This is a genomic window from Streptomyces sp. CG4, from assembly GCF_041080655.1.
Lineage (GTDB): Bacteria > Actinomycetota > Actinomycetes > Streptomycetales > Streptomycetaceae > Streptomyces.
Genome location: NZ_CP163525.1, coordinates 84,171 through 98,009, shown reverse-complemented (window position 1 = coordinate 98,009; position 13,839 = coordinate 84,171). Strand labels below are relative to the sequence as shown.

Annotated in this window: 13 protein-coding genes; 8 read left to right on the top strand and 5 right to left on the bottom strand. The window is 70.3% G+C overall.

The features are described from left to right. Nucleotides 1-111: 111 nt before the first annotated feature. From AB5L52_RS00510 to AB5L52_RS00495, 4 genes are read right to left on the bottom strand one after another with little or no spacing between them, the layout of a single operon-like run. On the bottom strand, nt 112-1,653 hold the full coding sequence (locus AB5L52_RS00510; protein ID WP_369362209.1) for an ABC transporter ATP-binding protein: 1,542 nt from the start codon (nt 1,651-1,653) through the stop codon (nt 112-114). Further along, the gene (locus AB5L52_RS00505; protein ID WP_351577370.1) at nt 1,650-2,498 is read right to left on the bottom strand and encodes an ABC transporter permease subunit; all 849 of its coding nucleotides are present in this window, start codon (nt 2,496-2,498) and stop codon (nt 1,650-1,652) included. The genes AB5L52_RS00510 and AB5L52_RS00505 overlap by 4 nt, the downstream gene beginning before the upstream one ends. Next, nucleotides 2,495-3,505, bottom strand: a complete 1,011-nt coding sequence (locus AB5L52_RS00500; protein WP_351029481.1) for an ABC transporter permease — start codon at nt 3,503-3,505, stop codon at nt 2,495-2,497. The genes AB5L52_RS00505 and AB5L52_RS00500 overlap by 4 nt, the downstream gene beginning before the upstream one ends. Continuing rightward, nucleotides 3,502-5,055, bottom strand: coding sequence for an ABC transporter substrate-binding protein (locus AB5L52_RS00495; protein WP_351577367.1), 1,554 nt, complete (start codon nt 5,053-5,055; stop codon nt 3,502-3,504). Before AB5L52_RS00495 ends, AB5L52_RS00500 begins: the two co-directional genes overlap by 4 nt. A gap of 304 nt (nt 5,056-5,359) precedes the next feature. Here AB5L52_RS00495 and AB5L52_RS00490 point away from each other — a divergent pair, with 304 nt between their 5' ends. From AB5L52_RS00490 to AB5L52_RS00460, 7 genes are all read left to right on the top strand, one after another. Further along, nucleotides 5,360-6,358 (top strand): TauD/TfdA family dioxygenase, encoded by a 999-nt coding sequence (locus AB5L52_RS00490; protein WP_369362208.1) that lies wholly within the window; start codon nt 5,360-5,362, stop codon nt 6,356-6,358. 29 nt (nt 6,359-6,387) lie between these two features. Beyond that, nucleotides 6,388-7,422 carry an ornithine cyclodeaminase family protein gene (locus tag AB5L52_RS00485; RefSeq protein WP_369362206.1) on the top strand — a complete coding sequence of 345 codons (1,035 nt, stop codon included), beginning with the start codon at nt 6,388-6,390 and terminating at the stop codon, nt 7,420-7,422. After that, a complete protein-coding gene (locus tag AB5L52_RS00480) occupies nt 7,413-8,786 on the top strand; it encodes a Y4yA family PLP-dependent enzyme (RefSeq protein ID WP_369362204.1) in 1,374 nt (457 codons plus the stop codon). The genes AB5L52_RS00485 and AB5L52_RS00480 overlap by 10 nt, the downstream gene beginning before the upstream one ends. Nucleotides 8,787-8,823: 37 nt before the next feature. Continuing rightward, complete coding sequence (locus tag AB5L52_RS00475; RefSeq protein WP_351029473.1) at nt 8,824-9,852, top strand: cysteine synthase family protein; 1,029 nt, start codon at nt 8,824-8,826, stop codon at nt 9,850-9,852. 5 nt (nt 9,853-9,857) lie between these two features. Next, nucleotides 9,858-11,270, top strand: coding sequence for an MATE family efflux transporter (locus tag AB5L52_RS00470; RefSeq protein WP_369362203.1), 1,413 nt, complete (start codon nt 9,858-9,860; stop codon nt 11,268-11,270). Nucleotides 11,271-11,345: 75 nt separating this feature from the next. Then, entirely contained in the window at nt 11,346-11,942 is a 597-nt protein-coding gene (locus tag AB5L52_RS00465) for a hypothetical protein (RefSeq protein WP_369362202.1), read from the top strand. Next, complete coding sequence (locus tag AB5L52_RS00460; protein ID WP_369362201.1) at nt 11,939-12,190, top strand: transposase; 252 nt, start codon at nt 11,939-11,941, stop codon at nt 12,188-12,190. The genes AB5L52_RS00465 and AB5L52_RS00460 overlap by 4 nt, the downstream gene beginning before the upstream one ends. 40 nt (nt 12,191-12,230) lie before the next feature. On the opposite strand, the gene AB5L52_RS00455 is transcribed toward AB5L52_RS00460, so the two are convergent. After that, complete coding sequence (locus AB5L52_RS00455; RefSeq protein WP_369362200.1) at nt 12,231-12,587, bottom strand: MerR family transcriptional regulator; 357 nt, start codon at nt 12,585-12,587, stop codon at nt 12,231-12,233. 108 nt (nt 12,588-12,695) lie between these two features. On the opposite strand from AB5L52_RS00455, the gene AB5L52_RS00450 reads away from it, so the two are divergent. Further along, complete coding sequence (locus AB5L52_RS00450) at nt 12,696-13,481, top strand: amidohydrolase family protein (protein ID WP_369362199.1); 786 nt, start codon at nt 12,696-12,698, stop codon at nt 13,479-13,481. Nucleotides 13,482-13,839: the final 358 nt, after the last annotated feature.

Genomic DNA, 13,839 nt, shown 5'->3' with positions numbered 1-13,839 from the left:
ACCTCACATGCAGCCCGTCGACGAAGCGGCCGCCGGTTCCGGCTGCGCTCGACTGCCGGTTCATCGCACAGGGCCCGCCCCTTCCGGCGGGTGCCCTCTCGTACGACCGGGTTACGGCGTCGGCAAGAGTTTGGCCGTGGGGCCGCCGGCGGTGATCCGGCCGGTGTCCATCAGGTGTGTGGTGTCGGTGTAACGGGCGATCAGGTCGTGTTGGTGAGAGACCACGACGAGGGTGGTGCCCCGCTCTTCGCGCAGCCGGGTGAGGAGGTCCATGACGGCCGTGGCGGTGGTGGTGTCGAGGGCGGAGGTGACCTCGTCGCACAGGAGGACGTCGGGGCCGGCGGCGAGGGCTCGGGCGATGGAGACCCGCTGGCGCTGGCCGCCGGACAGCTCGCCCGGGTAGCGGTCGGCGAAGTCGGCGGGGAGTTCCACCTGTTCGAGGAGTTGGGCGATCCGCTCGGGTGTTTCCTTCGCCGTGAGGCCGGTGTGGAGGCGTAGGGGCCGGGCCAGTTGGCGTCCGATGGTGCGCCGGGGGTTGAGTGCGGCGAGTGGGTTCTGCGGGACGAGCTGGATGCGGCGCTGCTGTTCGCGAGTACGGCGGCGGGCCGTGGCCGCCAGCTTCTCGCCGTCGAGGGTGAGGTGGCCCTTGGTGGGCGGGTGCAGGCCGGCGAGGACGCGCAGGAGGGTGGTCTTGCCGGATCCGGAGGGGCCGATCACGGCGGTGGCCGATCCGGCGGATGCGGTGAAGTCGACTCCGCTCAGGGCGGGTTGGTTCCGGAACCAGACCTCGACACCCTGGGCGGAGAGTGCCGGACGGGCCGATACGGACGTTGCCGTGGGCATAACTGCCCTACGAGACACGGAAGTTGGCGGACGCACGCCGGGCGCGGTGAGCCGGACGGTGTGGTCGGCGCACGCCTCGACCAGGGCGGGGTCGTGGGTGGCGAGGACGACGGCCAGGTTCCGGCTGGTGGCGAGGTCGCGCAGCAGGTGGGCGATCTCGTCGCGCAGGGCGGTGTCGAGGCCGGCGGTGGGCTCGTCCAGGAGGAGGATCTGCGGGGTGCGGGCCAGAGCGCGGGCGAGGGCGACGCGGCGCTGCTGCCCGCCGGACAGGGCGGTGGGCCGTCGGCCGAGGAGGTCGGCGGGGAGCCGGCACTCGGTCAGCAGGGCGCGGATCGCGTCGGCGGAGGGGTCCGTGGCCAGTTCGGCGAGCAGGCGGTGGACGGTCATGCGGGGGTTGAGGGCCGAGCCGGGGTCCTGGCCGACGTAGGCGGCGCGGGTGCGGCGCAGGCGCCGTAGCGCGTCGGGGGCGAGGGTGTGCGGTTGCGTGCCGAGGACGTCGAGGGTGCCGGCGGTGATCGTGGCCGGGGCGGGGAGGTGGCCGATGAGGGCGCGCAGCAGGGTGGTCTTGCCCGATCCGGAGGCGCCGGTCAGCGCGGTGACCTGGCCGGGCCGGATGACGGCGGAGGTGGCGGGCAGCAGTACCGTACCGTCGGACAGGGCGATTTCCAGGCCGGTTACGGTCGCCACCGGCTGTGCTGTGCCGGCTGCGTCCGCCGTGTGGGTACCCGTGGCGACTGCCCCCGCCTGTGCCGCGTCGTGCGGGGTGTCCGTTCCGGTGTGGGCGTGGTCCTGGTGGGTGAGGTCGCTCACGAGCGGGTGACCGCCTTCTTGGTGGTGTCGGGGGCCAGGGCCTGGGTGGCGAGGTTGACGGTGATGGCGACGGCCGCGACCGCCAGGCTCGGGGCGACGACGGCCCACGGGTTGAGCAGGATGCCGGAAGCGTTCTCGCGGACCATCAACGACCAGTCGGAGGCCGGGGGCTGAGGGCCGATCTGGAGGAAGCCCGCCATGGAGATGACGTAGACGGCGTCGACGAACCGCAGTCCGAAGAGGGTCAGGACGGTGGAGCGCAGATTGGGCAGCAGCTCGCGCAGGGCGATGTAGGCGGTGGACTCGCCGCGCGTGACGGCCGCCTCGACGTAACCGGCGGAGGCGAGCGGGGCGGCGGCAGCGGCGACGACCCGTACGGCGTAGGGGATTCCGAGGACGACCGCCGCGGCGATGACGGCCCAGCGTCCGCCGCCGGGCCAGGCGAGGGCGATCAGCATGATGCCCAGCAGCGGCGGCAGCAGGATCGCGACGTCTGCGCAGCGCTCGACGGCTCGGCCGAGCGCGGGGCGCAGGACGGCGAAGCAGCCGATGAGGGTGGCGGCCGCGGTGACCACGACGGCCACGAGCAGCGCACCGGCCACGAGGAGGATGCCGCCGTCGAGGAGGCGGCTGAGGACGTCGCGGCCCAACTGGTCCCCGCCGAGCGGGGCGTCGGCGCTCGGGGCGGCGAACGGGGCGGTGACCGGCGTGGAGAGGGAGTGCGGGGCCAGCAGGGGACCGGCGACAGTGAGGACGAGGGGCAGGACGGCGACGGCGGTCAGCATCAGGGTCCGGGCGCGTGAGGTGCGCCGGCGCCTGATGGCCGGGGCGAGGGTGGTGGTCATGCGCGCTCTCCCAGGGTGGCCTCGCGGATCAGGTCCGCGGTGAGCAGGACGAGGCTGATGACGGCACCGGCGCAGGCGACGACTCCGGCGATCAGCGGGGTGTCGCGTGAGGCGACGGCACCGGCCAGCAGGTTGCCGATCCCTGGGTAGTTGAAGAGGGTCTCCACGACCACGGCCCCGCCGAGCAGCATGCCGGTGGAGGTGGCGAAGCCCGTGGCGATGGCGGGCACGGCGCCGGGCAGCTGATGGCGCAGCAGCACCCGGTGGACCGGCAGCCCGTCCAGGTGGGCGGCTTCCACATGGGGTGTGGCTGCCTGGTCGGCGAGGGCGCCGCGCACGATGCGGACGTTCCAGCCGGTCTGGGGTATCACCAGGGCGATGACCGGCATGATGAGCATGGTCCAGTCGGCGGGCTTGCCGTCGCTGCCGGTGACGGTGACCGCGGGGAGCCAGCCGGTCCACAGCGACAGCACGAGCAGCAGGACCACGGAGATCACGAACTCGGGCACGGCGAACGCGGCCGTCGCGGCGTGGCCGATCAGGCGGTCGGTGAGCCGGCCCGGTCGGGCGGCGGCCCAGCAGCCCAGCAGCAGGGCGAGCACCGTCGTGAGGACGAACGCGCTCAGGCCCAGGACCAGGGTGTTGGGCAGCGGGTCCGCGAGCAGGCTGGTCACCTTCTGGCCCTGGGCGGAGGTGCCCAGATCACCCGTCGGCAGGGCGGTCATCCAGTCCCAAAAGCGTTCCCACACCGGCCGGTCCAGGCCCAGCTGGTGCCGACGGGCGGCGATGTCGGCGGCGGTGGCGCCGCGCTCGGAGGTGGCACTGGCCGCGTCCCCGGGCAGCAACTCGACGGCCGCGAACACCACGGCCAGCAGGACGACCAGCATCAGTGCCCGGCGACCGACCGCCCCGGCCACCCGCAGCGCCGGATGGCGCGGGCGACGTGGCGTGGTGGCCGTGCCCGCCGGGGGAGCGGCTACCGCACCGGCCTTGGCGAGAGGGCTCAACTCAGCCACACGCCTTCGAGCTGGACGCGTCCGTAGCCGGCGAGCCTGGGCAGGTTGTGCACCTTGGCGGCGGCCAGGTCGATGCCGTCGGCCATGCCCCACAGCAGATAGCCGGAGCTGTCGTACTCGATCTGCTGCAACTGCTTGAGGTGGACGGCACGCTGCTTCTCGTCCTTGGTGCCGATGACCTCGCGGTAGGCGGCGTCGAACTCCTTGTCCGCCCAGCCGGATTCGTTCTGCCCGGAGTCGCTGACCATGGTCTTGGAGGCGAAGAAGACGACCGAGTCGTTGGTGCCCCAGTACGTGGTGTAGAAGTCGCCGGCCTTCCAGGTCTTCTGCCAGAACGCGCCGGACTCCTGCTTGACGACGTTCACCCTGATGCCCGCCTCGCGGGCCTGGCCCGCGAAGAGGGTCGCGGAGTCGGCGAGGCCCGCGATGTCGTCGGTGGTGATGAGGTCGTAGGTCTTGGACAGGTCGAAGCCCGCGTCCCTCAGCAGGGACTTGGCCTTGGCGAGGTCCCGGGTGCGCTGGGGGATGTCCTTGGCGTAGGCGGGATCGCCGGTGCCGAGGATGTCGTTGGCTACGGTGCCGTAACCGGACAGGACCTGCTTGACCATCGCCTCCCGGTCGACGACCAGACGCATCGCCTCGCGCACCCGCTCGTCCGCGAACGGGCTGCCTTTCGCGGTGCGCATGACGATGGGCATCGCCATGTCGTTGGGGCGGCGCAGGATCTGGATGTCCTTGCGGGTCTGGGCGGTGCGGGCGGCGACCGCGCCCGCGTTGGAGGCGAGGTCGATCTGCCCGGCCAGCAGCGCGTTGGCCATGGCCTGCGGGGTTTCGAACAGGGTGACCTCGATGGCGTCGAGGTGCACGGCCGGGCCGTACCACTTGTCGTTCTTCACCAGTCGGGCGTTGCCGCCGCGGTACCAGTCCAGCTTGAACGGGCCGGTGCCCGGCGCCTTGGCGATCTCGGAGTCCTTGGTGCCCCTCTTCAGGATGAAGGTGGTGAAGCGGGTCAGGACCGGGAATTCGGCGTTGGCGTAGTCGGAGACGATGACGACGGTGTCGGTGGCCTCGGCGGTGATGTTCTCCGCCTTGATCCCGGGCAGCCGGGCCGCGCCGGCGGGGGTGTTGCGCAGCCGCTTGAGCGACCAGACGACGTCCTCGGCGGTCACCGGGGTGCCGTCGTGGAACACCGCCCCCTTGGCGATCTTGAACTTCCAGGTCTTCAGGTCCGTCGACGACTCCCATGAACTGGCCAGGCGGGCAACGGTGTTGGACTTGGCGCCGGGGGCGGTCAGCGTGTCGTAGACGAGGGCGATGATCAGGTAGTCGCTCTCGTTGGCCTGGGTGCCGTGCGGGTCACGGGTGATGGCGCTCGCCCGGCCCAGCGCGCCCACCCGCAGGATGCCGCCGTTCTTGGGCGTGCCGCCGCCCGCCGCCGGGTCGGAGGAGGTGCCGCCGTCGCTGGAGGAGCAGGCGGCGAGCAGGGCCGTCGCGCCCAATGCCCCGCCGGCCCAGAGCACTTGGCGCCTGTTGATGTTCACGTACGTCGTCCTCGATCCAAGGAAGGGCACAGGTTGCTTAGGTTTGCCTATCCTAATAACGACCGCCTTCGCAAGGGGAAGCCTGTTGCGGGGGGTGCGCTCTCCGGATCAAGTGACTCATGAGTTAGGTTTGCCTAACCTAAATTAGATGCTAGCGTCATGGCGCACCGAGGTTCCGCAGTGCGCGTTTCGCCCCAACAGCGCTTCTTTCGCGGCCTGTTGCATGCCTTCAGGTCGGGGCTGCATGGCCGCGCCCGGAATCCGATACCCCCATTACCTTCCGACGGAAACGGACTTCTTCGTCATGAGCACGGCAGCCGCACCTGTCCGACAGCTCGATGCCCACACCGTGGGCGAACTCCGTGAGGCAGCCGGAAAACTGCTCGCCGAGTTCGGTACGTCCGCCACCAGCCCCCAACTCCTGGCCCGGGTAAGGGAAGTCGCAGGAGGCTTCAGCGAAACGTTGCGGCACCACTGCCGCCCGGTCGACACCGCGGACGGGCTGTTCGTCCTGCGCGGCCTCGACGTCGACGACACCGAGATCGGCCCCACCCCCGCCGGCTGGGCCGCCGCCGGCGACAGCGGCGCCCTCTACGACATAGCCCTGCTGCTGCTCGCCACCGTGATGGGCAACCCGATCGCCTGGGAGGGCCAGCAGGACGGCCGCTTCGTGCACAACATCGTCCCCTCCCCAGGTCACGAGACCGAGCAGACCGGCGCCTCGTCCACCGTGCTGCTCAGCCCGCACACCGAGGATGCCTTCCACCCCGGCCGGGCCCACCTGCTGATGCTCGGCTGCATGCGCAACCACGACCACATCGCCACCACCGCCGCCAGCGTCCGCAAGACCCGCCTCGCGGACACCGACGTCGCCCAGCTCACCCGCGCGGTCGTGCCGATCCTCCCCGACGACGCCTACGAGGCCGCCCAGCACTTCACCGGCGACGCCCCGCCCGCCGTGCCCGCGTTGTTCGCCACCGACGAGGGCATGACCCTGCGCTACGACCCCGCCTACACCCCCCTCGACGACGACGCCGACGACGCGTACCGGGCGGCGTACGGGCGCCTCTCGGACGAACTCGCCCGCGTCTCCGTCGCCGTCAGCCTCAGCCCCGGCGAGGTGCTCGTCGTCGACAACGACCTCGTCGTGCACGGCCGGGTCCCCTTCCGGGCCCGCTACGACGGCACCGACCGCTGGCTCAAGCGGGCCTCCGTCCGCGTCCCCGGCCGGCGCACCCGCCCGCCGGCCGAAGCGTCCGAGCACGGATACGGCCAGGCCGCCCTCGAAGCGTACGCGAGCTGAACACTCGCCCCCCACGGGAGGAATAACCCATGACCGACACCTCGGCCGCCCCCGCCGGCACCCCAGTATCCGGAGTATCCGGCGACGACAAGTACCTGCGGATCCTGTCCACCAGCGACCTCGCCGGGATCGAGATATCCCTGGCCGACGTGGTGGAGACGGTGGAAAGCGCCTACCGCACCCTGCACACCGGCCTGTCCGACAACCCCCGCAAACTCACCGTCAAGCCCGAGGACGGACACTCCGTCTCCTACGCGATGCTCGGCCGCGACGGCTCCCGCAACGTCGTCGCCATCAAGACGTCGTACAAGCACGGCCTGGACAAGGGCCGCGAGGAACAGCACTACTACACCGCCCTGACGCTCTACGACGACAACACCGGGCTGCCGGTGGCGATGATGGACTGCTCCCGCATCGGCTCCCTGCGCACCCCGGCCGTCTCCGCCCTCCTCGCCCGCGAGTGCGCCGCCCCCGGCGCCCGCTCCGCCCTGGTCATCGGCACCGGCACCCAAGGGCGCCTGGCCCTGCCGTTCCTGCTCACCACGATCCCCTCCCTGGACCGGCTGATGGTGTACGGCACCCACCCCGAAGGCATCACCGCCGTCCGCGAGCAACTGCGCGCCCACTTCCCCGACCGGGACGTCGAGATCGTCACCGATGTGCGGGACGCCGCCGCGGACGCCCACATCGTCGTCGCCACGGCCGGTGCCCATACCCCGGCCGCCGTCGAGGCGGGCTGGCTCAAGCCGGGCGCGCTCTCCGTCCTCGTCGGACACGGGCTGGCCCCCTCCACGTTGCACCGGGCCGACCGCGTCATCGCCACCAGCGAAGCCCAGATGCACGTCACCGGGACCGACATGGCCGACGCCGACGGCAAATTCCCAGCCGTCGACGCCGAGTTCCCCGCCGTGATCGCCGGTATCACCGCCGGGCGGTTCAGCGGGACCGAGCGGATCTTCGCCTACAACAGCGGTCTCGTCGTCACCGACATCGCGCTCGGCCACCGCTTCGCCCAACTGGCCCTCGCCCAGGGGCTGGGCACCGAGGTGCCGCTGTGGCAGTGACCACCACCGACGCCCGCCCCACCCTTCCCGCACTGCCCGACCCGGCCACCGACGCGGTCGTGGCCAGTGGCCTGCTGCCCGAACTCGCCTACGCTTTCGGCGGCCCCTTCCACTTCCTGCTGCCCGACGCCTTCGACGCCAACGTGCACGGCATGCGGGAAGTCCTGGCCGCGGCCGGGGTGGACGGCTTCGTGTACTTCGCGAAGAAGGCCAACAAGGCGGCCGTCTTCGCCGAACGCGCCGCTGCCCTGGGCGCCGGAGTGGACGTCGCGTCCGCCGGGGAACTGCGCGAGGCACTCGGCCACGGCGTACGGGGCGAGCACCTCGTGGTGACCGGGCCCGCGAAGGATCCTCGCCTGCTGTGCCTGGCCGTTCAGCACGGCGCGCTCGTCGCCGTCGACGCGCTCGACGAGCTGGACGCGGTCATCACCATCGCGCTGAGCGGGCGGGTGCGCCCCGCCCGGGTCCTGCTGCGCGTCCTGCCTCCCGCCCAGCCGCACTCCCGGTTCGGCATGACCGAGCAGGAGCTGACCACCGCCGTGGCCCGCTGTGTGCGGGCGGGCGACGCGCTGCGGATGGAGGGCTTCAGCTTCCACCTGTCCGGCTACGCCCTCCAGCCCCGCGCCGACCGCGCCGCCCACCTCGCCGCTCTGTGCCTCGCCGCCCGCGTCAAGGGGCTGGAGGCCGGGAGGATCAGTATTGGCGGCGGTCTGCCCATCAGCTACACCGACGCCGACAGCTGGCACACCTTCCTCGCCACGCAGCGCCCGGCCGACTACCACGCCGGAAAGACGTTCCGGACCGAGGACTTCTACCCGTATCACTCTCCACTCGCGGGGGCGCAGGCACTGGCCGCGCTTCTGGCGACGCGGCCCGAGAACACCGGCAGCACCCTGGCCGACGTCCTGCGCGACGCCGGGGTGGAACTGCTCCTCGAACCCGGCCGGGCCCTCCTCGACCGGGCCGGAGCCACGGTCTTCACCGTTCAAGGCGTCAAGGACCGCGACGGCTACCAGCTCGTGACCGTCGACGGCACCAGTCTGAGCCTGTCCGAGCAGTGGTTCAACAGCGAGTACCTGCCGGACCCCCTGCTGATTCCACAGGACGCGGACGCGCCCGCCGGAACGTTCCCGGCGAGCGTCGGCGCCGCCACCTGCCTGGAATCGGACATGCTCACCTGGCGCAAGATCCCTTTCCCCCGCCGCCCCCGCCCCGGCGACCTGCTGCTGTACCCGAACACAGCCGGCTACCAGATGGACTCCAACGAGTCCCCCTTCCACGACCTCCCCCTGCCCCCGAAGGTCGTCATCGACCGGACCGACCGCCCACGGCCCCGCTGGCGCCTGGACCGCCACTTCACCTGACCCCTGTACCCGCTCGCCGCCCCCACAGGAGCATTCGATGCCCGGAGCCCTTCAGCGCCCCGCCGTGGTCTCCCGCATATCCGACCTCATCGGTTACACACCTCTTCTCGAACTCGCCACCACCGAGACCGGCAGCCGCCTGCTGCTGAAGCTGGAGATGTTCAATCCCACCGGCACTGCGAAGATCCGCATGGCCCGCGCCATGGTCGACGCCGCCGAAGCCGCCGGCGACCTGCGCGCCGACGGCAGGATCATCGAGTCCACGTCCGGCAACACCGGCCTCGGGCTGTCGGTGATCGCCGCCGAACGCGGCTACACCTTCACCGCCGTCGTCGACCACCACGCCGCCGCCGACAAACTCCGCGCCATGAAGGCCCTGGGCGCCGAACTCGTCTACGTCGTCGACGACAGCACCGAGGAACTCGCCACCGCCGCCCGCGAGGAACTCGCCGCGGACATGGCGCGCGGCCAGGACAACACCATCTTCACCGAACAGCACAACAACCCCGCCAACGGCGTCGGCTACTTCCCCGTGGCCCACGAACTCCACCGAGCTCTCGACGGCCGGATCGACGTACTGATCGGCGCGGTCGGCACCGGCGGCGGACTGTGCGGCACCGCACGGGAGTTGGGCAAGCTCATGTCCGGCGTCACCGTCATCGGCGTGGAACCCAAGGGCTCGATCGCCTTCGGCGGCCCTGCCCACGACTACTACCAGTCCGGCACCGGCACCCCCGAGGGTGCCGAGATCGGCGCCCTGGTCGACTTCGACCTGATCGACGAAGGCGTCAAGGTCGGCGACGTCGAGGCGTTCGCGACCTGCCGGGCCGTCGCCCGCACCGGTCTGCTGATCGGTGGCTCGGCCGGCGGCGTCGTCCACGAGGCCCTGACCCGCCTGCCCGGACTGCCACCGGGGACGACTATGGTCGCCCTCGTCAACGACGGTGGGGAGAAGTACATGGACACCGTCTTCAACGACGACTGGATGAGCGAACGAGACCTCCTGAGCCCCGACACCGAGCGGGAAGTCGACGAACTCCTCATCAAACTCCGCAAGAACCGGTAGACCACATGCTGACCACCCTCCTCCGCGACAGCCGTGCCCTGAGCGTGCTCGCGGTCCCGCTCATCCTCACCCAGCTCGCCCAGGTCGCCCTCACGACCACCGACACGGTGATGATGGGACTGCTCGGCACCACCGAACTCGCCGCCGGCGGCCTCGCCATCGTGATCTTCAACCAGATCCGCACCATGGGCGTCGGCCTCGTCACCTCCGTCGGCAACCAGGTCGCCGCAGCCGCCGCCCGCGCCGAACAAGCGGCGGCCCAGAGCACGGACGACGCGCAGGAGCCGGCACACCCGGCACCCGACGAGGTGCGGGCCGTGGTCCGGGCGAGCCTGTCCGTCGCCACCCTCGCCGGGACCGTCGGCGCCGTAGTGATGATCCTCATCGGGCAGTTGCTGACGTGGCTCGGCCAGAACCCGGACGTCGTCGGCCTCACCCAGCACATGCTGTACGCGCTCGCCCCCGGCCTGCTGCCCTGTCTCTGGTTCCAGGCCATCCGCCAGTTCACCGTCGGCATGCGCCGCCCCCAGGCCCTGCTCCAGATCACCCTCGCGTCCATCGCCGTCAACGCGGGCCTGAACTGGATTCTCATCCACGGTACCTTCGGCCTGCCACGCCTCGGGTTGACCGGCGTCGGCATCGCCACCTCGACCGTCTACCTGCTGACCTTCCTCGCCCTGTACGCCGCCGCGCGGCAGGACAGCACACTCGCCCCGCTCCTCAGCCTCGACATCACCCGCACCGACCTGGCCGTGCTCAAGCGCCTCCTCGGCCTTGGCGTCCCGATCGCCCTCACCTACGGCTCCGAGGCCGGCTTCTTCTCCGTCACCGCCCTGATGGCCGGCTCCTTCGGCCCCGACGCACTGGCCGCCCACACCGCCGTCAACCAGCTCGTCTACATCGTCTTCCAGGTCGCCGTCGGCCTGTCCCACGCGGCGTCGATCAACGTCAGCCGCGAACTCGAACTCGGCCACCACGACGCCGCCCGCCGCATCAAGAACACCGCACTCGCCTGCGCCGCCGCGGTCATGACCTGCGTCGGCATCCTCTACCTCACCCTGCCCCGGCTCGCGCTGGCCCCCTTCCTCGAATCCGGCTCCGATCGCGCCCTTACCATCGCCGCCCACCTCCTGGTCGTCACCACATTCCTGCAGTTCTTCGACTGCGCCCAGAACATCGGCGTCGGACTCCTGCGCGGACTCCACGACACCAAGAGCGGCTTCCGCATCACCGTCATCGGCTACTGGATCGTCGGACTCCCTGCCGCCTGGCTCCTCGCCTACGCCTTGGGCCTGGAAACCGTCGGCATCTGGCTCGGCCTCCTCACCGGCCTCGCAGCCACAGCGATCCTCCTGCTGCGCCGCTACACCGCCGCCCTCACCGCCGCCGCACAGCCCCTGGCCGCGGCAACCGCCTGAATCCGCACCGGCTTTGCCCGCCTCATCCAGCTTGCAGATTTTCCGGCCACGGGGCGGGACCGACAGGGGCTCGGGATGACTACCGTCGAGCCCACCGAAGACATGACCGCCGACACCGCCGACGTGGAGGCCGGCGCGGCAGCCGACGACGCGGGGGAGCCCATGGAAGGGCTGCGCGCGATCAAGCGACGCGAGCGCCATGCCGCGGTGCATACCCTCTACGACAAGGGCGTGCAGATCGACGTCATTGCCAAGACCCTCGGTTTCGACCTCAAGACCGTGCGCCGCTACGCACACGCCGCCACTCCTGACGATGGCTCCCGCGGAACCGGCTCCCGCCGCTACGGCCAGATCCACGCCTACTCGCCCTATCTGTGCCGATGTTGGAACGAGGGATGCGCGGACGCGGCACGGCTTCATGCGGAGATCGTCGAGCTCGGCTACCGCGGCAGCAAGCGGACTGTCCGCCGTCACTTGGAACAGATCAGGGCCAGCGGCAAACCCGCACTCGACAAGCCCAAGGAGCTGACCGTCCGGAAAGCCATCTGGCTGATCACCGCGCACACCTCGACAAGACCGACGAGGGCAACGCGCTCAAGCTCAAGCAACTCCTGGCCCGTTGCCCGGAATTGGAATTCGTCGCCGACTGTGTGCGCGACTTCGCGTAGATGATGACCGAGCGCCGCGGCAGCGAGCTTGAGAGCTGGCTCACCCGCGCTGAGAACACCGGGCTGAAGCCGCTACAGTGCCTGGCCCGCGGCCTACGGCAGGACTTCGACGCTGTAACCGCCGGACTCACCTTGGAGTGGAACTCGGGCAAGGTCGAGGGCAGCGTCAATAGGGTGAAACGGATCAAAAGGGATGGCTGTGGTCGGGTCGGATTCGACCTGCTTCGCCGCCAAATCCTCTTCGCAGATTGAGCGATCGCATGCTCCGCCCAGTCTCGGGCACCGGCTTTGGTCAGCCGGCTCGTTCGGCGAGCGCGATGGCCTGTTGCAGTGTCTGTCGCGCCCGGGCCAGCTCGTCCGCGCGCTGATCAAGACGGGCGAGCTGGCTGCGCAGGGTGTCCACCACTCCCGGGCATGGCCGCAGTGAACCGTCGGCGAGCGCGCAGGGCAGCACCTGCCGGATCACATGGGTCGGTAGTCCCGCAGCCAACAAGGCGTCGCGGACTTGCGCGACCGTCTGCTCGGCATCGTCGTCGTAGTCGCGGTACCCGTTGACCTGCCGCCTCGGGGTCAGCAGCCCGACGCGTTCGTAGTAGCGAAGCCGGCGCTCGCTCGTCCCGGTCCGCCTCGCCAACTGTCCGATCAGCATCCGTGCCCCTGTCTCTCCGGTGAACTTGACCTTCCCACGGTGTCAATGTTCAACACTGGGCGCGCGGTCGCACTTCCCCCGAATCCCTGCCTTGACCAGGAGAAGTCAGTGATCATCGATGCGCACAGCCATGTCCACGACCCCCTGCACACCCACATCGACCTGCTGGATGAAGCAGGAGTGGATCGCGCTGTCCTGTTCGCCACCCGGCCACATCCGGAACGGGCCGACGACCTGGCCTCGTTGCGACGCGAGATGAACGCACTGGGTGGTGCGACCGGCGGCCGCGCCAACGGCCGCGACGGGTACCAGACTGCATGGCAGGAACTCGACGCCGCTGTCGCAGCACATCCTGACCGATTCATCGGCTTCCGTTCCCTCAGGCTCGACCTGCCCGCCGAGGAGATCACCGCGGATGTCGAACGAGACGTGGTCGGCCGGGGCTTCCGCGGCATCGGTGAGCTGACTCCGCCCCCCGGCCAGGCCAGCCGGATCGAGCCGGTCCTGCGCGCAGCCGCCGATAACGGTCAGCTCCCGGTGGTCGTGCACGGAGCCGCACCGACCACCGAGGGCGACCTGACCACCCTGGCCGGCCTCGCGCGCCGCTATCCGACCGTTCCCCTGGTGATCAGCCAACTCGGCGGCGCACACTGGCTGACCGCAATCGAGGTGGTACGGGACACCCCGAATATGTTCCTAGAGCTGTCGACGGCCGACATCATCTTCGCAGTCCGACTGGCGATTAACGAAGTACCCGACCGCACGCTCTTCGGCTCGGACGCCCCCTACGGCGACCCGGTTCTCTCCCGCATGACCGTCGAACGCGTCACCCGCCCAGGAACACTGCGCGACCGCGTCCTCGGCGACACTCTCGCCGAGCTGCTTGGACTCTGAACAGCACGCACTGCTCACTGATCGAGCCCACCGTGACGCTCTGCGACCGGACCACACCAAGTGGATCAGAGCCGAACGAAATGGCCGTTGACAGACCAGACCCGGCTCAGCCGACAGCAGGTGAGTTCTACGCCTCCTCGACTCCCCCAAGCGGTGCTGATGCGCCTCGTTGATGAGTTCTGGTCGCAACGAAGTGGCCCCATGCTTGCACGTGGAATCGACGGTAGTGGTGTGCCGCGGGAGTTGCCAGGAGCCAGAAGTACGACTCCAGCGTTCCGCGCCGCCGCACGTCGCCTTCCTTGCACGTACTCGTCTTGCTGAACCTGCGGCGCACGCGGTTCGTCGGCATCGAGGGCGG